Consider the following 18,737-nt stretch of genomic DNA (forward strand, 5'->3'; position numbering starts at 1 on the left):
TCTTATAGTATGTAATTAACAACGACTGACAATATCATTTAACCACGAGATATGACTTTCAAGGCTTCGCTTCTTTGCCAACAGCTCTGGATTTTGCTCTAACTCTCTAAAACTCTTTAAAGCATCATTTAGTTGCGCATAAGCTTCCTCAATTTTTGAATCGCGCTCAAACTCTTTTGACAATTCCCACAACACTTCTTTTTGGGCAACATCTTCTCTTTTTTTATTAAAGAGGTCTTTTAAATCTTCGTACTCTTCTAGCTTCTTATTTCTCAAATTTAAATATTCATTTTTTATGTCGCTCAAAAACTCTTGCCGATTAATATCTGTCCAGCTTTCCATGTAAATACCCCCACAATCTTTTTTCTATTATCATACACCAAAATCTGACATAAGAAAATCCCCTGCCAAATTTTTATCCGGCAACACATTTAGAACCTCGGTAAATTCTCATTAATCTCTTTCACAGATTCTTCTGATATTTCATTAGCACATACTTTCTCATTAACTTTTTTCTTCTCACTAAGCAACAGACTAATAATTATGCTAATAAATCTATAAGAATTACATGCAAAGTTAAAAATAATCCCTATCCATAGAAAAATCACTATCTTTAATACTTCTTGTCCAAAATCGTCACTTAGATAAAGTAAAACTGACAACAAAATACCACTAAGCCCAGACAATACCACACTTTTTATTTTACCTACGAATACATCCATATTAGCGTTTTCAATAAAATATTTGACCATGGTATCATTTTTAGCCGATATTAAAGAAGGGATTAAAAAACCAAATATGCTGATAATAATTGACATGCACGTTATCAATGCTGTAAGCATATCACTGAATAACGAATTTTTACATATTTGTAAAATCTGGATTTTTTGTTTGACTTCGGCAAAAAGTAAAATGCTTATTATAGTCATTGGAATTATTAAAGCATAATGTGAATACCAAAAAGCATGAAAATCTCCTTTACCCCCTATTTCATTCATTTAACCTCACCCTTTTTTTAATAAATTAGCTATTTGTGCCCTTGAGCCTCCTTCACTATATTTTTTAGACATCTCTTTAGAAAGCGTATAGAAGGACAACTCCCCTCTTGGCGGAACCTTATAATTAATCTTATCATTTAAGATATTTTGTAATAAATCAAATACCTCCGACTTTTGATCATCACTCAATGTTATTCGGGCAGAAGAAATTAATTCTCGGTTATCTCCACTCCTTATTTCCCGAACTATTCCTTGCATCGTTTCAGCCTCCAACTCATCATGATGACCATAATTATATCCCAAGCCAAATTCAAGATGTGCCGTCTTGCATTCCACCTGATTACATAATTTAATAATATCCTCAAACGTTTTGCTATTCTTAGATACTAAACTGCGGGTATTAGCAAAACGAACATCCAGTTTCAAAAATTGTTTTTTTAACAAATCAACATTGTCATAGTCATAGTCAATTGGCCTGAAATAGCATAGATTACCATCCCCAATAAAACTATTCACATAGCTTTGTAAAGCAAATGTTCCATAACTACCTCGATTGCATTGAACCATTGCAACATGATATCTTGGATCATACAATACAACTGTATTCTTCCCAATATACTCATTTTCTCCAAGATCCACATGGCGAGCCATTGTGTCTGGAGCCAATACATATGTATTACTTACAACATCTAAACGCATAAAATTCAATACATAAAACTCATCATTATGCACTAAAGCAATATTTTCAAGGCGCCCACTAATTCCATCAATATCTTTTATACGATCTTGCAACGAAAGTGATTTTAGCCTCCCTATCCATTCACGTAAATCATAAGTATATTCCGTTGTTTCATCTCCTATAATTGTACACAGCTGATAATACTGATACTTAATAGTGACTCTTTTTCCATCCATATCGTTCTCCCCAATTCGACGTTTTTCTTACATTATATCACACGCCGAATGGAAAGAATATACAAATATCCCCCTCCCAATTCCACAAATCTTACAAAAACATACCCATATCTTCTCTTCGTAACCAAAGTATAGAACATATGTTCTGTCGAGTCAAGGGTCAAATAATAAAAAGGACATCTTATTTCTAGGATGTCCTAATCGTATCTGGAAAACGTCATGGGGGATGAAACCAGATACCTCACCGCTCGCGTACCCTGCGGCATTGCCCCGTTAAAGTACAGGTCTATCTTATGAGGGATTACACATAACCGGTTAGTCAGCCACCAGGGTATGACACCTGGCGGCCGTTATCAATGGGGAGGATAACAAAATTGAAGGCTTTTCCGCTTCATCCAATTTTGCATATTACAATTATAAATCGTCCAAGCGGACATGACAAGGACATGATTTTGACACGCTCCTGTCAAGCCCCTAATCCAACATGAGGGCATCCGCCCCAAAGAGATATACGCTGAGTATTCCCGTAAGCTCTGTTATCCACCGTCTGGCCGTCCGTTCCCCATATCCATAAATCTCTGCAATACTCTCATATGTCATCCCATCCAGATAGAAATACTTGAATGCCAGATACTTCTCATGCGTATTCTTTCGGCACTCCTCGTCCTCCAGGAGTTGCAGGCACTTGTCTATGTGTCCTATCATGACAATACTCCGGAGCTTACTCTTGAGGATGCTGTTAATAAAGATATCTTCCTCCGTGAACTCCTCCAGTTCATCGCCATTATCCATGTCGGACAGTTCTGCCACCCCCTCCTCCACGCTCTGACAAATGCGGTTATAATTCTCCATCAGCTTCTTGGTGTTCTGGAATACCTTTATTCTCTTTTCCCTCCGGAGCTGCTTCTCATGCTCCTTAAGGGCTTCCTTCGCGGCCAGCCTGGCCACCTCCTCCAACGCTTCTGCCTGTTTCATCGGCATCACCTCCTCCCACATCCAGGTACGGACACGCCCAACACCCGTACCGTATCCTGCCCTTATTGTTGCGCTGTCCATCACAGCTGTGGTGCCCGTTGTCTATGTAGCACTGTCTCATAGTACCGTATCACCCCTCATCGGCGGTCTGCGCAGTTCCGGGTCCGGGCACAGGCTGGTGTATGCATAGGCCGGCATCCTGACAGGCCACGTGTCCGGCGGCGGTTCCCGGATGGCTGATTCAGCCGATGCCGCCACGGCCGATGCCCGCAAGACCTTGTTGGCCTTGGCCTGCTTACTATCTGCTTTCTTTCTCATCCGACGCCTCCTTCATATCGAAAATATCAGTTTAAGGGAACAACTTTCCCATTTACAAATCGAAACACTGATGCATCCGCATCGGTGAATCCTCTTACCACATCTTTTTTTATCGGTACAGCTTGCCATTCATACTGTAGATACGCTCCCCATGCAGCACGCCTTATAGACAATTACAAATGTCATATTCAAAATGACATATGACACCTAACTTATTAATACATAAAATGATACAATATAGATAAATTCAGGAGGTGAAAATATGAAATGGTATTTATTATCACATCTTCTAAACCTTTATGTTTTACCCGTAACGGGTTATATGATTTTAAAATATATCTTTGTAGATGCCGATATTTTTGCTTATGAGGAGGCGCTGTTTTTTGGTTATATTCCATTAGGTTGCTTCTTGATTTCTTTTGTTTATGGTCTACGCAAAAGGAAATCTCCTTTTTCTTATTGTTTTGTATGTTCGTTTTTATGTATTCCCTTGGCGATTCTTGATAGTACCGCAAAAGATGGGCTTTTTAACTACATATCAGTAATATCATTTCTGTATTATACATATTTTTTAATAGCATTCATGGGTAACATCACGGCTCTTGCCATCTATTCGGGCTGTGCTGCTATCAAAAAAATTTGGAATATAATCACAAAACGCTAATTTTGAGAAATAAACCCGCCTGTAAAAAAATCTATCTGCCCAGGCAAGTCTACTCCATCCGGTACATTCTCCCACTCAACGCCGATGTAATCCAGCACCCGGCCCCAACCGAATTTCTCTCCAGTCTCTGGGTCCGTACAACAGCGGTACATCCAAAACTCCCATTCTTTCTGATTCCTGACTCGCAACTGGTCAAACCGATGTGGTCGCGTCTCCATGTGTACGCCAAATCCGCACATGCTGCACCCGGTCCGCTGCGCCCCTGTGGTGTACAGGGTTCCATCTGGCCTGCGCTCGATGGTGCCGTATATCTCCGGTACCGGTGCCTCCAGGTCAAGAGCCAGCTGCAAGATATCCTGGCGCAGGAATGGCGCAAATGGCGCACTACGGATAACCCCCTTGCCGAAATAGTTACAACCGTGTTCTGTCAACGCTTCCTCCCGCTGCCCCCCTTCTGACGCCATCAGCCCCAGGTAGGGCCGGCTCTTGTGTTCTTTTGCCCACTTGTCGCAAGGCTGTTCTTTCATGTATAAGCAACACTTGTTACTGACCTTGAAAGGTGCAATCCTATAATTCACACCTTCATTCTCATTTTCATATCCCGCGAATAGTTCCAGCCATTTCTGTGGTAATTTCATGCGACTGTTCTTGGCATAATGCCCCTGGACACCACACTCGCCAGTAATGATGGCATGACGTACAGTCTTATTTTTCTCAGTTGGGCGTTGCAGTGTATCAATCCTACCTGCAACCTTTTTTGAGATGACCGGGAATCCATACTCCTGTAAAATCTGTATCTTGGGTTTTCCCGGGGCTATCGGTATCACTCCTAGTTCCCGATGTATCCGCTGGATGCTCTTATCCTCCAGTGCTGATACCGATATGGCCGGAACGTCTATGCCAATCTTCCGCAGAAACAGCAACAGCACAATACTGTCCAGCCCACCAACGCTCACATGGGCGTTCAGTTCCATGTCGTCCAGTTTCTCTATGTACTCCCTAGCCCGTAATTCTGCCTGCTTTATCTTCACCTCATAGGGCAAGGCCTGCATGGCTACCATCTGGGCTTTCTTCTTTTTTTTCTCTTCTTTCCACTCTTCTGTGGTTAATTCTGTCTTTTCCATGATTGGTTGGAGTAAATCCGGATTTATTGCGGCCGCAAACCTCTTTACTCCCTTCTAAATTTTATTTACAACTTCCGTAGCAAAATCTTTATTCCTTTTCTCGATACCCTCATCTCTTAAATTACGATTTTAGTGTCCCAAATACATAACTGTCACTGCCCAGAACCCTACTGCACAGCCCGCTCCAATCCACACTCCGATAAATATACAGGTGGCCATGTCCTCAATGTATTTCTTAATCTTCTCTTTCATTGCATTCTCCTTATAATGATTTACGGTAACAATTTACAGAAAGCTCAACTGCCCTTCTAGTTCCTTTGGCTTTGCCTTCTCCTTAACAGGTCCTGAAGGATTCCGTGCTTCCTCCTTCTTCCGCTCCTCATTCGCATTCTTCCTGGCGAGAAGTACCAGGGCCTCCTCACCCACATCATCATCTGATTGTCTGGCACGGCGCTTCTGGCATTTCTCGATGGCCTTATACCGGTCGTATCCCATCTGCTGTTCCAGGGATTTCTGGATTTTCCTGCAGCGGTTAGCCTGGTATTCGTAGGTCATGGACTGGAATGCATTCAGCCTTTCCGGATACATCATGCGGTAGTCATCCAATAACCCGGCGTAATCAGCCATTGCATTTATGATGATGATGATGTCACCATAGCATGAATGGATTTCCTTAAGTTCCCCATCCAGTTCCAGGTAACGGATAGGGACCATGTTCTGTTCGTCCTCATTAATCTCTGACGTCATACTGACCGTATCACATATCATTTTCCAATCCTCCTCTTACTCCTGGCTTCCAGCTGGTCCATCAGGTCCTGGAGCATGTGCAGTACCAGCGGGCAGGACCGGTACCTCTCCCGCAGCATCTTCTCCCGCTTCACCACATCCTCCCATTCTGGGGACTGCCAGTCCGGAGGGTTCTTATACTGGCGCCAGAACCCGCTATAGACATCGTTGTATATCCCCTTAACGTCCTGATCACTCAGGATTACCACATCATCCAGGGTCATAGGCTTTCCACCCTCACATAGATTCCGGGCTGCTTTGCCCAGTACTTGCAGATTACCTCACTGGCCACCTGCGCATCATCCTTCCAGAACCCAAGGTCCGTCATGACATCCTTAATCATCTTGACCAGGTTGTCCGTATCTGGCTTACTGGTCTTATACTCACCGTCCCGATGGCCGCCCTGGAGTGGGAAGCACCACCAGGTTGTCAGCCGGAGTGCGCCCTGGGCCGGTTCCTCAGGTACGTGCCTGGACATGTGCGCCCTCAGCTTCGCCCTGGCCACCTTCAGCTCTGCCGGCTCATAGAATACCGGCTTTCCCTTCACCACATGCACCTGCTTCTCTTGGTGGGTGCAGGTGGGAGGTTCCATTGCCATGAAAAAATCAATCATCATCGCTTCACCTCTTTAAAGTAATACATCAAACTTTATTTTGAAAATCTCTTTTGTCAAAGGACAGGGGAAGGAAGGACGGCGGGCAGCGCTTAAGCCCGCCTTTCTTTCCCCCTTTGACCGTCAGGGAAAATGTATATATTACCCCCTTTAGGGGGTACCATTTTCCTTCCCTCGGAAAAACCCGGTATTTTATCGACTTTTTCCCTCATAGGGAAATTCTCGGTAATTTTCGGGTTTTTCACTTTAAAAGGGAAAGGGAAATTTATCGAAGTTTTCCTTGTAAGGGAAATTGTTTCCCTTCGATTTTTTCCTTCACAGGGATATGACTTCCCTCCGTGTTTTTCCTTCTACTTTTTACCCACATTCCCCTCATCAATCCAGAATCCTCCATGCTCCTTTATCCGGTTCCGGACTGTTTTTTCGGTCGTCCCCATGCTCTCCGCAAGTTCCTTCACGGTCACTTTTCCATCCTGATTAAAACTTTTTAAGGACTCATACTGCTCTTCCAGGCTATCCATCCGGTCCTTCTTTGCCTGCTCCGGCGTCCGTTTCTTCTTGAAATTCTTCTGCCAGCCGGGACTATCTGCTTCTGGCTGTATGTCCCCCAGGACGCCTACGGTGTCCACTCTGTGGCACGGGTAATCAAACCATAGGTTGACTGCAGGGAACTTCGGGAACTCCCTCAGTGTCCCCTCGATGCGCCAGGCCGTCACGGCCCTGGCCCTTGTCTTAGCGGCCTCCACGATGCGCTGCAGGGCCTCCCACTGCCACTTATCAAGATTCTCCTCACAGTATTTAAGCATCTGGTAACTGCTACATAAATCATCGTCTGACAGGTCATCCTCCCATTTGAAATGGGCATCCAGGTACTGCCTGCAGACCGCGCACACCGCCTTGTCCTCCCCGGCCTTCAGCACATCCTCAGACAGTTCCAGCTCTATCATATCCAGCATGGCATCCGGGTCGCGGGCAAACACACCGGAACCGGATGCCCGGTCCATGGCCTTCTTCCCGCCCTGGCCGCCCTTACTGTGATGATGGCAGTAGATGACCGCCACGCCCAGCTCCGTGCAGACCTTATCGAACTGGTTACAGAAATTGGCCATCTGGTCCGCGCTGTTCTCGTCACCGGTGATGACCTTATAGATGGGGTCAATCACGATGGCTATGTAGTTCTTCTTGGCGGCCCTGCGTATGAGCATCGGCGCCAGTTTGTCCATGGGCCTGGACTTCCCACGCAGGTTCCAGATATCGATGTTCCTGAGGTTATCAGGCTTATATCCCAGGGACTGGTATACGTCCCTGAAACGGTGCAGGCAGCTTGCCCGGTCCAGCTCCAGGTTCACGTACATGACCCGCCCCTGGGTACACTTCCATCCCAGCCACTCACGCCCCTCGGCGATTGCGATGCACATCTCAATCTGCAGGAAGGACTTACCGGCCTTGGACGGCCCGGCTATGAGCATCTTATGGCCCTGGCGGAGCACGCCATCAATTAGGCATGGTGCCAGTTCCGGGAGGTCATCCCAGACATCCTCCAGGCTCTCCGGGTCCGGCAGGTCATCATTGACGGACTCAATCCATTCCTTCCACTCGGCCCAGTTCGCTTTCCCGATATTGGTATCCATCAGGAACTGCTTATGTCCCCCGCGGATGATGCCTGGCATCCTGGACAGCCTGGAAGGGTTCTTATTCTGCGGGTCTATCTCAAGGCCGTTCTTTTTGCAGATGGTATATAGGTAGTCCACGCGCTTCTTATATTCCATGAAGTCAGCCGCATCCACCCGCACGATGGCGTGCAGGCTCTTCTTCCCGCTATGGACCAGGCATGCCACCGGAAGTTCAAGTTCCCTTATGATGGCGTGCTGCTTCTCAATGTCCATCCCATCCGACTCCACCAGGGAGTAGCGGTAGTCAGCCACGTTCCTGTCCTTGACATCCATCCCATCCATAGGGTTGAAACGTATCCAGGCCCCTGCCTTCGGGTTGTAATCCCCCAGCACGCTTCCGATATCACCGTTGCAGCTGGACAATGCCTCAATCAGTTGGCCAGCCGTGCGGTCGTAAGCGCCTCTGTCTGCCGGGATCCACTTCTCATCCTTCTTCCAGCTCTTTACCACATATCCGACATTCTCCCCGGCTTCGAACAGGGTCTCCAGATAAGTGATGAGCTGTTTCACTGGGTCCCAGCTGTCCGGTTCCTTCACGTCACGGCCTTCCACCCAGTCCGTATCCACGATGATGCCATCCGATGAGATGGTATCGTCCCAGTCCAGGGCCTGGCCCGGGTCATGGGACGGGGTCCATCCCTGCTCCCTGGCATACTGTACGATGGTGCCTCCCGTCACCGGCGTTCCATGACCGTGGAAACCATTCCATTTTTTCTGGCATTCCCCAGGATGATACCTGCCGGGGTCTTTCTGGCTCCAGGCATCCCATATATCCACGCCATAGCCCTCCTGGTCCAGGGCCATGCCGACATTCAGCCATTGCTGGTAATCCAGCCCCGCCGGCTCTATGCTGTTCAAGACCTCCAACAGGTCATACTGGTTATTGTCCATGCTACATGTCCCTCCTACGGCGTATAGTTCCTTGGGTCAATGCCTGACGGGACACGGTTCCATCCCATGGCGGCTATCCGGTCTATCATGTTCTTTGCGTCCTCCTTCTGCCAGGTACCTACATGCTGGAAGCCATATTTCTCCAGGCAGCGTATCTGTTTGGGGGATGATAGCCCTTCCCTCCTCCGCATGTCCAGGCGGTCAAGTAATTTCGCGGCCTTACCCGCGTTGTCAATCTGGTCCGGCAGTATGCCCTGTTTCTCAAGGGCTGCCTTCTGCCTATCGGTCGGCGGCGCCATCTCCCATCCGAATGCCGGGACATAGCTGCTCAGGTCCTCCGCCTGGATGCTCATCTCATACTGCAGCGGGTCGACCAGCTTCTTCTTCCTGTTCTTCATCTCCGCAAGCTGCTTGGCCAGGGCCTCCTCGCGTTCCGCAATCACATCCTTGGATGCCTTGTTTTCCGCTTCCTCTATATCCATCGGACAGCCGCAGGCCTCCTCCATGTTTTCGGTCATCTTCTGCGCCACTTCCCGGTCCGTACAGATGAGGTCTGCCGGATGGCATAGTTCATGGCGTTCCGTATGCCACAGGAAGTCCAGGAGCAGCAGATGCTCCTTACCGGGATGCAGCCGGGTTCCACGCCCTACCATCTGGCTGTACAGGCTCCTGACCTTGGTCGGCCTCAGTACCACGATACAGTCAACGGATGGGCAGTCCCACCCTTCGGTCAGCAGCATGGAGTTGCACAGGACGTTATGGTCCCCGCGGTCAAATGCTTCCAGTACCTCCGCCCGGTCCTTACTTTCCCCGTTGACCTCGGCGGCCCTGAATCCCTTTTCAATCAGGATGTCCCTGAATTTCTGGCTGGTCCTCACCAGCGGGAGGAATACCACGGTCTTCCGGTCCTTACAGTACTTTCCCATCTCGTCCGCAATCTGGTACAGGTACGGGTCAAGGGCTGTCGCGATATCCCCGGCCTTGAAGTCCCCGGACTGCATCGCCACGCCTGACAGGTCCAGCTTCAACGGTATGGTCAGCGCCTTGATGGGTGACAGGTATCCACCCTTGATGGCCTTGGGGAGGGTATATTCATAGGCCAGGCTGTCAAACACCTGACCCAGGTTCTGCATGTCCCCACGGTCCGGTGTCGCTGTCACACCCAGGACCTTGGCGCTGTCAAAATGGTCCAGTATCTTCCGGTAGCTGTCTGATATGCAGTGGTGGGCCTCGTCAATGATGATGGTATTGAAATAACCGGCCGGGAACTGTCCCAGCCGTTTCTCCCTCATCAGGGTCTGGACGGAACCGACCACAATCCGGAACCAGCTGCCCAGGCATGACTGCCCCGCCTTCTCCGTGGCACATCCCAGTTTCGTTGTCTTTGCGATCTTGTCCGCCGCCTGGTCCAGTAGTTCGCCCCGGTGGGCCAGGATCAGCACCCGGTCCCCACGGCGGACACAGTCCTCGGCCACCTTCGCAAAAACTATGGTCTTGCCGCAACCTGTCGGAAGGACCAGGATCGTCTTAAGGACGCCCTTGTCCCACTCCTCAAAGATGGCTGCCTTCGCTTCAGACTGGTATGGTCTCAGTTCCATTAAAAATCACCAGCCTTGAACTGCTTCGGCTGCGGCGCAAGATACTCGTCCACCTTGTTGTTCCTGCGTGGCTTCCCATTCTTGTCCGTATATTCATTCAGATATATCTTAAACCTTCCGGTGGAACCGACCACCTCATTCCATCTGGGTTTCAGCTTCTCCCCTTTCGCACGCTGTCCGATGCACAGGAAGAACTGGCATAACTTCCACTCCATCTTGCTGTTCAGGATGAGGTCATCGTACACATGATGTTCCTTCCCCTCGGCGTCCTTGATGATACAGTCAATGGTCGCCTTGTTGCAGGCCGCCATCTTGTCACTCCCGGCAAACCGCCCGCGTTCCATGGTCCTGACCTCAAAATCATACTCACCGTCCGGTAACGGTTCAAAGTCCGCCCCATCATTCTCTATCTGGTCATCCCAGCCTAATTCCCTGCCTAATGCCTCGTTCATGTCTGCCATATCTGTTTACCTCCTAATTAAACACCAATCCGTCTTTTTCCTTCATTTCCTTAATTATTGGATATACCTTGTCGCTCCAGCGGGCCACCAGGCATCCATCAATAAAATCTTTTGGATAATTCCATATAGGGACATCATCTGGGAAATACCCCTTTGCCCCAACCACGGCCTGCACATCCCACTCATCCACCTGGTTGGCCACCATGAGGTCACGCAGGTTCTTCGGGATGCGTTCATCCACATCGGATGGTCCAGGCGGGTTCATGGGTCCATCATCAGCTGGTGGCGCTGTTTCCGTTTCTTTTGCAGGCTCCGTCCTGCCCTTGTCCTTGTTAGAAGCTGTTTCCTTTGTTGGGGACTGGCTGCTTTTAGGAGGGGTTGTGTCTGTTCCATCATGTCCCGTCATCCTGTCAGCAACCGGGGGCGTAGTGGCCTGTCCCTCAATGATATGGCGGATGCTGTCATATTCAAACGGCACCTCATCCGGAAGTCCATATCGGTTCTTGGCATCCCAGCAGCTGTGGTGGGTGGTGTACATGACGCGTTTCCCGCCCTGGGCCTTGTTCTTCCCCTTCTGGGCTCCCTGTCCATCCACATTGACCACGAACGTCTTATAGTTACAGAACAGCACCATGTCGGCCCATTCCTTCACCATGGGGGATGTCTGCTTGGTCAGCTTCATCTCCCAGCGGTCATAGGCCCCAAGTTCGTCCGGCTGTTCGAATTTCCTCATCTTTGCATGGGCTGTCAGCACGACATTGACGCCGGTCCTGACCACTTCCTCTAACAGGTTCAGGAGCCGTCCGAATTCCTCCTGGACAAATGTATACCCCTTTCCATATCCGAAGTCCTCAATACTGCCCTTATGGTTCTTGTCGCATATCTGGGTGATGCAGAGCATCTCCGCCCAGTCTGCCGTGTCAATGACCAGTGTCCTGCACAGGCCTGGTGTGCGTCTGACCTCCATTACCTGTTCCATGAGCATCATCCAGCTGCTGGGCGTTGGTGTCCGGGCCACATCCATGTCCTTGGTCGAACCCTCCGTGTCAATGAAGAGCGGGTCCGGGAACATGGATGCGAATGTGGACTTCCCTATCCCCTCCGGGCCATATACGACCACCTTTTTTGCCCCGGGTATCTTTCCTTTGATGATTTCCATCTATCTTCACTCCTTCTCAATTTTTTGGACCGTATCAACAAACTGGTAGAAGGTCCTGCCGCGCTCCGTTCTGCCCATACGTCTGCCAACCTGACGGAATATACATGTGCCGGTTGTTGGGTAATAGGAGTGTACGGCCCCTTTCCTGTCAGTCACGTTGACCTGGATACCCGCATTGTAGAACTGATACTGCAGGCCGGTCTCATTCTCCAGATAGTCAGCCATCCATCTGAACTGTGGTTTGATTTCGTAATATGTATCTGCCATTAAAAATCGCCTGCCTTCCACCCTGTCTGTTTCGGTGGCTCAGGGGCTGCCGGCACATCCTGCCCTGACACATAGCCGTCCTCGATTATGATGCTGCACTCATCTCCCGTGCTTACCCTGGTTGCAATTGCCTGCAGGCCTTCCTGTTCCAGCCACTTCCCAAACTCCTGCAGGGTGTCCAGGTCCATCTGTTCCAGCTTGTCCAGGAGTACAAAACCACAGTTGGGGTTAAGCCTGCGTACAATGGCTGTGGAGACCTTGAGCTGTTCGGACCCGGACATGTTGTCCCATTTCTGGCCGTTATAGATAAGTTCCCCTTCCTCCACGGACAGGCCGGGAAGCGGGAGGTCGGCTCCCTTTAACAGTTCAATCTTCTGTTCCCTTACCGCCTCTATCCTGGTGGTGAGGGCGTTGTACTGCGCCCTATAGTCCTTGGCATCCTCCTCGGCCTTGTCCTTATCCAGGTTTGCCCGTACCTTACGGTTGGTTTCCTCAATATCCGCAATGTTCTGCTCCAGCTCTGCCGTGGACTGGTCCACAAGGTCCTCAGCGCTTTCCCTGGCCACCTTAAGGTCCTCCTCAAGCCGGGACTGTTCCTGCAGCAGGGCCTGTATCTGCTCCGTGACCTTCTGGTATTCCTGCTCCAGCTGATGGCGCCGTTCCCGTTTCCTCTGGTTCTCCCCATTCCGCGCCAGGATCTCCTGCTGCTGACGGATAAGTTCGGATGCGGATATGGGGGTGGATGGTACATCCGGGAAATACGGCTGTTCCTTGGCGTACTTCTCCTTCTGGTCTGCCGTCCGGCCTATGTAGGTCCGCTCGTTGAACATCTCCTTCTCCTGACGCTCCAGTTCCACCAGCTGGGGGCCGACCCCTATAATCTGCAGCAGGGTGTTTGCCTTTTCTTTACTGCTTCCCTCCATGAACTTCGGAAGGTTTAGGGCCAGCTGTTCCACGAACCCATCCAGGAGTTGCTGCCCGGCCTTCTGGCCACTTGGGTCCGTCACCTTAAGGCTGCTGTTCTTCCCCTTGCGCTCCACGACCAGGCCGTTGTTCATGACGATTTTAAGGTTAGGTGGGATGGTGGAGCCTTCCCTGGAGGCCTGCGATGGCCTGAAGCGCTCCCCTCCCAATGTCCAGGCTATGGCATCCAGCACGGACGTCTTCCCCTGGTTGTTCTTACCTCCGATGATGGTCAGGCCGTTAGCTGATGGCTCAATCTTTACGGCTTTGACACGTTTTACATTCTCAATCTCAAGCTTGTTAATCTTCATTGACATCTTGCATTTCCTCCAAGAATCCCTTATACTAAGGGTGTAAATAAGTTTTAGTTACCTGGACTCCGGACGGCTCCACCCGTCTGGGTCCATTTTTTGTATGACCGGCACGGTATCATCCGGCTCCGCTCCGGGTACCTGTTCCTGTACTGACATGTCCTGCACACATCGTTCATCATAGCCCTCCGTCCCCTAAGTCCTTGATGTATACGGACTGGGTATCATTGTTGTACACCAGCCGGAGTGTGTTCCCTACTTCGTCCTCCACCATGGCTTCGTTATTCTCCACGGCCAGTTTCGGGTACCGCATGTTGAAACGCTCCTCAAGCCAGCTACGGACTGCATACTCCGCGATGCTCTTTGCCTTCTTCATCATCTTTCTCACCTCCTTTCATAGTCTCACCCCCAGCGCCCATGCCATGATTACAATGGACACCATCCACATCCCCACTCCCCAGATGACCATGGGCACCAGCCGCTTGGCCAGCCGCATCCACGGACCGTCATACCGCTTCCTGCGCCGCCGGAGCGTGACCGTCCGCCGTCTGCCCATCACATTGGTAAGCACTGCAGTGGTGGGGCCTACGATGTCCAAGCGCCAGCCAGGGTATCGGATGGCCGCCTTGGCGCGGATGGTTAACTCGGTTGCTCTCGTCATTGCTCCTGCCCTCCTGTGATTTTGTATAGTTTTGCTGGATAGATTTTAAACTTCCAGTTCTTTCGTCCAGTTTTTTTGGGGTCTAATGCCAGCCCCAAATCCAGCGCCCCATTCCGCATGTTTCTTCTGATATCTTTCGGGCTTATCCCCAACAACGGAGCGGCTTCTTCTGGACTCATGTATGCTTTTGCCACCTCTCCCCCCTCCTTTCCTTATCTTCCCATTGACACACGCCTACTACATAAACTGTGACAGCGCCGCCCTCATATATGGGCGAATGATAGCATCTTTAGTCTGACATTCGCCCATAGTGGTTTTTTTATAATTCGGCATTTCATCCCACCCAGCCGGTTTTTCCCCGAGCAATGGTGTCCATTCCCAATAGTTCAGACTTTTATAAATACTTATAAGTGTCAAATTTGACATTTGATTCAAGTCCGAAACTGATATCATCCTCTCTCACCCTCCTTTTCCAGTTGACACACGTCCCTCATAGTGGTATATTTATCGAATCGAACGTGTGTTTGTTTCACTTTCCCTCATGTCACATTTCGTGTCATTATTGTTAAAAAAAATGGCCTGCACACTTTTATGGTAATACTTTGCTATCCGAATTTTTATTTCATCTCGCGGTATCCGGCTACCATTTTCGTACATTGATAAAGCAGACTTGCTGATTCCGACAGCTTTTGCAACTTCTTCCTGGGTTTTCTCACCCCTTAGTTGTATAAGGCGTTTAGAAATAGCCTCGGCATCCATAGATTCACCTCCTTTCCATTCTGACACATATCGTGTCTGTTCATGTTATACCACCGTTTACACTTCGTGTCAATACGTAAAACAGATTTTTATTACAAAGTGTGTCATTCTTTCTTTACAACGTTCACAAATTGTGATATCATTTAGTATAGAAGCGAGGTGTAACCATGGGAGAATTTAATAAAATATTTAAATTACTACGACAGACTCGTGGATATTCTCAAGCAGATTTATCAGAGGCATTAGAAATCTCAAGAAGTTCTATCAGTATGTATGAAAATGGGAATAGAGAACCCGATTTCGAGACTCTAGAAAAAATTGCTGATTTTTTTAATGTAGATATAGATTATCTTTTGGGACGTAAGAAAGACACCACGGTAATCCAGTCTCAGATAAGGTTGTATGAACCAACTTATGAGGATATCCAAAGTCTTATTGCAAGGAACGGAAAAAAACTCACGGTCGAACAAAAACAGGATATCATCAGAACTTTATTATCTGATGATGATTAAAGGAGTGGTTTTGTTTGGAACAATACGACTTTTTCCGCGTTATCTTAGATGCGTATGAAATATGCGGCATCAGAAGTTTTCCTATTGACTGTATAGAAGTCATAAAAAGATTAAAGATTCCCCTGTTTAAGTATTCTGAGTTATCCGCCAAAAAGGAACGGGAATGTTACAGGGTAAGTGATGATGCATTTAAATTAAAGGGGAAAATTTATTACAATGATGCTTTCCCATATATTTATCGCCAACGTTTTACGTTAATGCACGAAGTTGGTCACATACTATTGGGGCATGTTGGAGATACAAAAGAAAACGATGATGAGGCTGATGACTTTGCCAGTCACTTTCTGGCGCCGCGTATCATGATACATAAATACGGCTACCGGGACGCGGAACAGCTGCATGATGCTTTCGGCCTGTCCTATCGGGCCGCCAACCGAGCATTATTGTCCTACAAGGAATGGTTCCGCAACATCTCCTACAGTGCGACTGGAAAGCCCACAAAACCGGAGCTACAGCTTGAGCATATCTTTTTCCCAGAAGTAGAACTCGTACCAATCCGGCAAGGTATTGTCCAACCAGCCAAGGAATGCTATGTGGATGAAGATTACAAGGAAAACGATGAGCGTTCCGATTTTATGAAATTCTTAAGTAGATGGCGCGGAGACTTGGGATTTGGTATGGCAGAAAATAAGTGGCTCTATGGGAATGACTTATGATTAAAATAGCCTATGGCTTTTTAATAAACCAAATGAAAAGAGGGAATAGGTATGGGAAAAGAAAAATCTGCAACAAAAAAATGTAAGTTCTGCCAGTCGGAAATAGACTCTAAGGCTAAAGTATGCCCAGTGTGTAAAAGAGCATTAAAGGGCCGACATGGTTGTCTAATGACAATACTTATATTTTTAATTCTTGTTTGTGGAGGATTTGCAATCTCTATGAATATGAATAGTTCACTGCAGAAATCTGTATCCGGTGTCAATGATGAATCTGAATATATCACTTTAGATGAGTATAATAAAATTGATACTGGTATGACTTATGATGAGGTCAAGGAAATCGTGGGAAGCGAGGGAACCGTTTCTTCCCAAGTTGAATCAAACGGCTATAAGATTGTAATCATAACCTGGTATGGCAATGGAACAGCTGGTTCCAACGCCAATGTGACATTTACCAATGACTCTGTATCCGGAAAAGCACAAGTCGGATTAAAATAACATTTTACACGGTAAAATCCCCTGTGCAGGTAGCACAGGGGGCACACTGACAACATAATATCCTTACCCGGGCAACCGGGAGGGCGTGCGTGCCATTCGTTCTGAGTCTTGACAGGAAGGATGGTTGCTTATGAGTACATATGAGGAATTTCAGATTATATTAGGCGTTGCCTTGTTAATCGTTGCAATCCTGAACATGAAAAATAAGTAAGCCGCCCTGCTCCTTGGCCGGATGGGCGACTTACTAAAGTTGTTATAATTCGCCAGGACGGATAGGCTTAATCTATCTCCCGGCTGTCTTGTTAAGTATATTATACCAAATATACGGAAATTGTCAAATGTGAAAGCGGCCCTGTTACCAGCAGGAGCCGCCCTCACATAGATTTCTCTTACCGGACTGCTCCGGCACGATATAGTCAACTAACATCTGAATTATATCATTCCTGGAACGTCCTGGCAAGGGGCGTATTATTTATACCCAAAATCAGTTGCGATATCGCAACGGGAAGGAATGATATCATGCCAAAACGAAAGAAACATCCCAGGCTCCCCAACGGCTACGGCTCCATCCGATACCTTGGCAAGAGCCGGAAGAACCCCTATGCGGTCCACCCGCCGGCAGACATTGACGGGAACCGGCCTCCGGCCCTCTGTTACGTGGATGACTGGATGAAGGGTTTCATAATCCTCACATCCTACAAGGCAGGTACCTATACCCCAGGTATGGAGGCCGCCCTGAATCTGCCTAATACCCCCGATACCCTTGATTCCCTGGCAGGGAAAATCATGGCCGATTACAACCGTGTCAAGGGAATCGAACCTGAGGAACCTGAGAAGACCTTCTCAGCGGTCTACGATGCATTCTATGCCGATAAATTTGCAGAAGGCAATAAATACTCTGCGGCAACTAAATATTCAATCAAGGCCGCTTATAAGAACTGTGCATCCCTCTACGGTAAAGTGTTTTCTGCACTCCGTACAAAGGACCTGCAGGATAACCTGGATGCCTGTGGTCTAAAATATGCCAGCCTGGAACTTATCAGGAATCTGTACAGGCAGATGTATAAATATGCTGACAGTCAAGGGTGGTGCGATAAGGACTATAGTCAGTATGTTAAAATTAAAAGGGATGACGATGACGAACATGGTGTGCCCTTCTCAGACGCAGACCTGAAAATCCTGTGGGATAACAAAACTGACGAAACTGCAGAGATGCTTCTCATTATGTGCTATTCCGGATGGCGTATATCAGAATACATTGGCCTTGAAGTCAATCTGCCGGAAAAGTATTTTATGGGTGGAATGAAAACGGAAGCTGGTAAGGGGCGTATCGTTCCTATCCATTCTGCAATTCTCCCTTTGGTCGGGCGCCGGATGGGAAAGTATGGAAAGCTCCTTCCGTGCAGCGACAAGGATTTCAGGAAACAAATGGAGGAGCTACTGAACCGGCTCGGAATCCCAGGTGACCCCAAGCATACACCACATGACTGCCGGCATACATTCTCCATGTTGTGCGAAAAGTATGAGGTAAAAGAAAACGACCGTAAACGGATGATGGGGCACTCATTCAAAGCCGACATCACCAACAAGGTCTACGGCCACCGCGACATGGAAGACCTGAAAAAAGAGATAGAAAAAATAACCGTTGATTTGTGACTTTATTGTGACCAATAAACCCTAATAACGTGGTAGAAAGCGGTAGGAACCGGAAGTTTCAAAAATGCCGCAAACCCGCATAAAACCTACCATTTTCACCCCATATCTTATATAAATCCTACCATTCTGAAAACCACTCCGTATTAAAGTGTCGTTAATATTTATGGCCTAAAAAGTACGGTTTTACAAGGTTTTTCAGTGCATTTGTGACTTTACTGT

The 18,737-nt window shown here is 48.1% G+C and carries 25 protein-coding genes; 5 read left to right on the top strand and 20 right to left on the bottom strand.

The window, feature by feature from the left end; all coding sequences use genetic code 11:
• Positions 1–15: 15 nt before the first annotated feature.
• The 5 genes from LK536_RS57055 to LK536_RS57075 form a co-directional block, all read right to left on the bottom strand.
• Positions 16–342 (bottom strand): hypothetical protein, encoded by a 327-nt coding sequence (locus LK536_RS57055; protein WP_227116904.1) that lies wholly within the window; start codon positions 340–342, stop codon positions 16–18.
• An 89-nt stretch (positions 343–431) separates the two neighbouring features.
• Positions 432–998, bottom strand: coding sequence for a hypothetical protein (locus LK536_RS57060; RefSeq protein WP_227116903.1), 567 nt, complete (start codon positions 996–998; stop codon positions 432–434).
• Positions 999–1,004: 6 nt separating this feature from the next.
• Positions 1,005–1,913 carry a DUF6731 family protein gene (locus LK536_RS57065; RefSeq protein ID WP_227116902.1) on the bottom strand — a complete coding sequence of 303 codons (909 nt, stop codon included), beginning with the start codon at positions 1,911–1,913 and terminating at the stop codon, positions 1,005–1,007.
• Positions 1,914–2,387: 474 nt separating this feature from the next.
• Complete coding sequence (locus LK536_RS57070; protein ID WP_331472332.1) at positions 2,388–2,888, bottom strand: helix-turn-helix domain-containing protein; 501 nt, start codon at positions 2,886–2,888, stop codon at positions 2,388–2,390.
• 117 nt (positions 2,889–3,005) lie between these two features.
• A complete protein-coding gene (locus LK536_RS57075) occupies positions 3,006–3,206 on the bottom strand; it encodes a hypothetical protein (protein ID WP_227116900.1) in 201 nt (66 codons plus the stop codon).
• A 262-nt stretch (positions 3,207–3,468) separates the two neighbouring features.
• Here LK536_RS57075 and LK536_RS57080 point away from each other — a divergent pair, with 262 nt between their 5' ends.
• Positions 3,469–3,870 (top strand): hypothetical protein, encoded by a 402-nt coding sequence (locus LK536_RS57080; RefSeq protein ID WP_227116899.1) that lies wholly within the window; start codon positions 3,469–3,471, stop codon positions 3,868–3,870.
• Here LK536_RS57080 and LK536_RS57085 read toward each other — a convergent pair.
• The 15 genes from LK536_RS57085 to LK536_RS57155 all read right to left on the bottom strand — a co-directional run bounded on the left by LK536_RS57085 (position 3,867) and on the right by LK536_RS57155 (position 15,136).
• Positions 3,867–4,994, bottom strand: a complete 1,128-nt coding sequence (locus LK536_RS57085) for a hypothetical protein (RefSeq protein ID WP_227797253.1) — start codon at positions 4,992–4,994, stop codon at positions 3,867–3,869. The genes LK536_RS57080 and LK536_RS57085 overlap by 4 nt on opposite strands.
• Before the next feature lie 129 nt (positions 4,995–5,123).
• On the bottom strand, positions 5,124–5,246 hold the full coding sequence (locus tag LK536_RS57090; RefSeq protein WP_264469852.1) for a hypothetical protein: 123 nt from the start codon (positions 5,244–5,246) through the stop codon (positions 5,124–5,126).
• A 33-nt stretch (positions 5,247–5,279) separates the two neighbouring features.
• Entirely contained in the window at positions 5,280–5,762 is a 483-nt protein-coding gene (locus tag LK536_RS57095) for a hypothetical protein (RefSeq protein ID WP_227116897.1), read from the bottom strand.
• Complete coding sequence (locus LK536_RS57100; RefSeq protein WP_227116896.1) at positions 5,759–6,004, bottom strand: hypothetical protein; 246 nt, start codon at positions 6,002–6,004, stop codon at positions 5,759–5,761. Before LK536_RS57100 ends, LK536_RS57095 begins: the two co-directional genes overlap by 4 nt.
• Positions 6,001–6,396 (bottom strand): RusA family crossover junction endodeoxyribonuclease, encoded by a 396-nt coding sequence (locus LK536_RS57105; protein ID WP_227116895.1) that lies wholly within the window; start codon positions 6,394–6,396, stop codon positions 6,001–6,003. Before LK536_RS57105 ends, LK536_RS57100 begins: the two co-directional genes overlap by 4 nt.
• A 347-nt stretch (positions 6,397–6,743) precedes the next feature.
• A complete protein-coding gene (locus LK536_RS57110; protein ID WP_227116894.1) occupies positions 6,744–8,957 on the bottom strand; it encodes an AAA family ATPase in 2,214 nt (737 codons plus the stop codon).
• 14 nt (positions 8,958–8,971) lie between these two features.
• Positions 8,972–10,555, bottom strand: coding sequence for a DEAD/DEAH box helicase (locus LK536_RS57115; protein WP_227116893.1), 1,584 nt, complete (start codon positions 10,553–10,555; stop codon positions 8,972–8,974).
• A complete protein-coding gene (locus LK536_RS57120; protein WP_227116892.1) occupies positions 10,555–11,016 on the bottom strand; it encodes a DUF669 domain-containing protein in 462 nt (153 codons plus the stop codon). Before LK536_RS57120 ends, LK536_RS57115 begins: the two co-directional genes overlap by 1 nt.
• A gap of 13 nt (positions 11,017–11,029) precedes the next feature.
• On the bottom strand, positions 11,030–12,175 hold the full coding sequence (locus tag LK536_RS57125) for an ATP-binding protein (RefSeq protein WP_227116891.1): 1,146 nt from the start codon (positions 12,173–12,175) through the stop codon (positions 11,030–11,032).
• A gap of 6 nt (positions 12,176–12,181) precedes the next feature.
• A complete protein-coding gene (locus LK536_RS57130) occupies positions 12,182–12,442 on the bottom strand; it encodes a hypothetical protein (RefSeq protein ID WP_227116890.1) in 261 nt (86 codons plus the stop codon).
• Positions 12,442–13,722, bottom strand: a complete 1,281-nt coding sequence (locus LK536_RS57135) for an AAA family ATPase (RefSeq protein ID WP_227116889.1) — start codon at positions 13,720–13,722, stop codon at positions 12,442–12,444. The genes LK536_RS57130 and LK536_RS57135 overlap by 1 nt, the downstream gene beginning before the upstream one ends.
• Before the next feature lie 172 nt (positions 13,723–13,894).
• Complete coding sequence (locus tag LK536_RS57140) at positions 13,895–14,095, bottom strand: hypothetical protein (protein ID WP_227116888.1); 201 nt, start codon at positions 14,093–14,095, stop codon at positions 13,895–13,897.
• Between the two features lie 15 nt (positions 14,096–14,110).
• Positions 14,111–14,377, bottom strand: a complete 267-nt coding sequence (locus LK536_RS57145) for a hypothetical protein (RefSeq protein ID WP_227116887.1) — start codon at positions 14,375–14,377, stop codon at positions 14,111–14,113.
• Positions 14,374–14,571, bottom strand: a complete 198-nt coding sequence (locus LK536_RS57150) for a hypothetical protein (RefSeq protein ID WP_025483659.1) — start codon at positions 14,569–14,571, stop codon at positions 14,374–14,376. The genes LK536_RS57145 and LK536_RS57150 overlap by 4 nt, the downstream gene beginning before the upstream one ends.
• Positions 14,572–14,881: 310 nt before the next feature.
• On the bottom strand, positions 14,882–15,136 hold the full coding sequence (locus LK536_RS57155; protein ID WP_227116886.1) for a helix-turn-helix transcriptional regulator: 255 nt from the start codon (positions 15,134–15,136) through the stop codon (positions 14,882–14,884).
• A gap of 167 nt (positions 15,137–15,303) precedes the next feature.
• Here LK536_RS57155 and LK536_RS57160 point away from each other — a divergent pair, with 167 nt between their 5' ends.
• The 4 genes from LK536_RS57160 (at position 15,304) to LK536_RS57175 (ending at position 18,518) form a co-directional block, all read left to right on the top strand.
• Positions 15,304–15,648: a helix-turn-helix domain-containing protein gene (locus LK536_RS57160; protein WP_227116885.1), complete on the top strand. Its 345-nt coding sequence runs from the start codon at positions 15,304–15,306 to the stop codon at positions 15,646–15,648.
• A 14-nt stretch (positions 15,649–15,662) separates the two neighbouring features.
• On the top strand, positions 15,663–16,364 hold the full coding sequence (locus tag LK536_RS57165; protein ID WP_227116884.1) for an ImmA/IrrE family metallo-endopeptidase: 702 nt from the start codon (positions 15,663–15,665) through the stop codon (positions 16,362–16,364).
• A gap of 51 nt (positions 16,365–16,415) precedes the next feature.
• Entirely contained in the window at positions 16,416–16,862 is a 447-nt protein-coding gene (locus LK536_RS57170; RefSeq protein WP_227116883.1) for a DUF3862 domain-containing protein, read from the top strand.
• A gap of 519 nt (positions 16,863–17,381) precedes the next feature.
• A complete protein-coding gene (locus LK536_RS57175) occupies positions 17,382–18,518 on the top strand; it encodes a tyrosine-type recombinase/integrase (RefSeq protein ID WP_227116882.1) in 1,137 nt (378 codons plus the stop codon).
• Positions 18,519–18,737 lie beyond the last annotated feature (219 nt).

This window comes from Clostridium pacaense (genome assembly GCF_020709765.2).
Taxonomy (GTDB): domain Bacteria; phylum Bacillota; class Clostridia; order Lachnospirales; family Lachnospiraceae; genus Enterocloster; species Enterocloster hominis.

Bases quoted from the DNA above. Each gene is read 5' to 3' on its own strand.
- LK536_RS57130 (WP_227116890.1), bottom strand. From the start codon at position 12,442: ATGGCAGATACATATTACGAAATCAAACCACAGTTCAGATGGATGGCT.
- LK536_RS57090 (WP_264469852.1), bottom strand. From the start codon at position 5,246: ATGAAAGAGAAGATTAAGAAATACATTGAGGACATGGCCACCTGTATA.
- LK536_RS57145 (WP_227116887.1), bottom strand. From the start codon at position 14,377: ATGACGAGAGCAACCGAGTTAACCATCCGCGCCAAGGCGGCCATCCGA.
- LK536_RS57095 (WP_227116897.1), bottom strand. From the start codon at position 5,762: ATGATATGTGATACGGTCAGTATGACGTCAGAGATTAATGAGGACGAA.
- LK536_RS57100 (WP_227116896.1), bottom strand. From the start codon at position 6,004: ATGACCCTGGATGATGTGGTAATCCTGAGTGATCAGGACGTTAAGGGG.
- LK536_RS57085 (WP_227797253.1), bottom strand. From the start codon at position 4,994: ATGGAAAAGACAGAATTAACCACAGAAGAGTGGAAAGAAGAGAAAAAA.
- LK536_RS57160 (WP_227116885.1), top strand. From the start codon at position 15,304: ATGGGAGAATTTAATAAAATATTTAAATTACTACGACAGACTCGTGGA.
- LK536_RS57110 (WP_227116894.1), bottom strand. From the start codon at position 8,957: ATGGACAATAACCAGTATGACCTGTTGGAGGTCTTGAACAGCATAGAG.
- LK536_RS57115 (WP_227116893.1), bottom strand. From the start codon at position 10,555: ATGGAACTGAGACCATACCAGTCTGAAGCGAAGGCAGCCATCTTTGAG.
- LK536_RS57140 (WP_227116888.1), bottom strand. From the start codon at position 14,095: ATGATGAAGAAGGCAAAGAGCATCGCGGAGTATGCAGTCCGTAGCTGG.
- LK536_RS57125 (WP_227116891.1), bottom strand. From the start codon at position 12,175: ATGGAAATCATCAAAGGAAAGATACCCGGGGCAAAAAAGGTGGTCGTA.
- LK536_RS57065 (WP_227116902.1), bottom strand. From the start codon at position 1,913: ATGGATGGAAAAAGAGTCACTATTAAGTATCAGTATTATCAGCTGTGT.
- LK536_RS57175 (WP_227116882.1), top strand. From the start codon at position 17,382: ATGCCAAAACGAAAGAAACATCCCAGGCTCCCCAACGGCTACGGCTCC.
- LK536_RS57170 (WP_227116883.1), top strand. From the start codon at position 16,416: ATGGGAAAAGAAAAATCTGCAACAAAAAAATGTAAGTTCTGCCAGTCG.
- LK536_RS57080 (WP_227116899.1), top strand. From the start codon at position 3,469: ATGAAATGGTATTTATTATCACATCTTCTAAACCTTTATGTTTTACCC.
- LK536_RS57055 (WP_227116904.1), bottom strand. From the start codon at position 342: ATGGAAAGCTGGACAGATATTAATCGGCAAGAGTTTTTGAGCGACATA.
- LK536_RS57070 (WP_331472332.1), bottom strand. From the start codon at position 2,888: ATGAAACAGGCAGAAGCGTTGGAGGAGGTGGCCAGGCTGGCCGCGAAG.
- LK536_RS57120 (WP_227116892.1), bottom strand. From the start codon at position 11,016: ATGGCAGACATGAACGAGGCATTAGGCAGGGAATTAGGCTGGGATGAC.
- LK536_RS57105 (WP_227116895.1), bottom strand. From the start codon at position 6,396: ATGATGATTGATTTTTTCATGGCAATGGAACCTCCCACCTGCACCCAC.
- LK536_RS57060 (WP_227116903.1), bottom strand. From the start codon at position 998: ATGAATGAAATAGGGGGTAAAGGAGATTTTCATGCTTTTTGGTATTCA.
- LK536_RS57075 (WP_227116900.1), bottom strand. From the start codon at position 3,206: ATGAGAAAGAAAGCAGATAGTAAGCAGGCCAAGGCCAACAAGGTCTTG.
- LK536_RS57155 (WP_227116886.1), bottom strand. From the start codon at position 15,136: ATGGATGCCGAGGCTATTTCTAAACGCCTTATACAACTAAGGGGTGAG.
- LK536_RS57135 (WP_227116889.1), bottom strand. From the start codon at position 13,722: ATGTCAATGAAGATTAACAAGCTTGAGATTGAGAATGTAAAACGTGTC.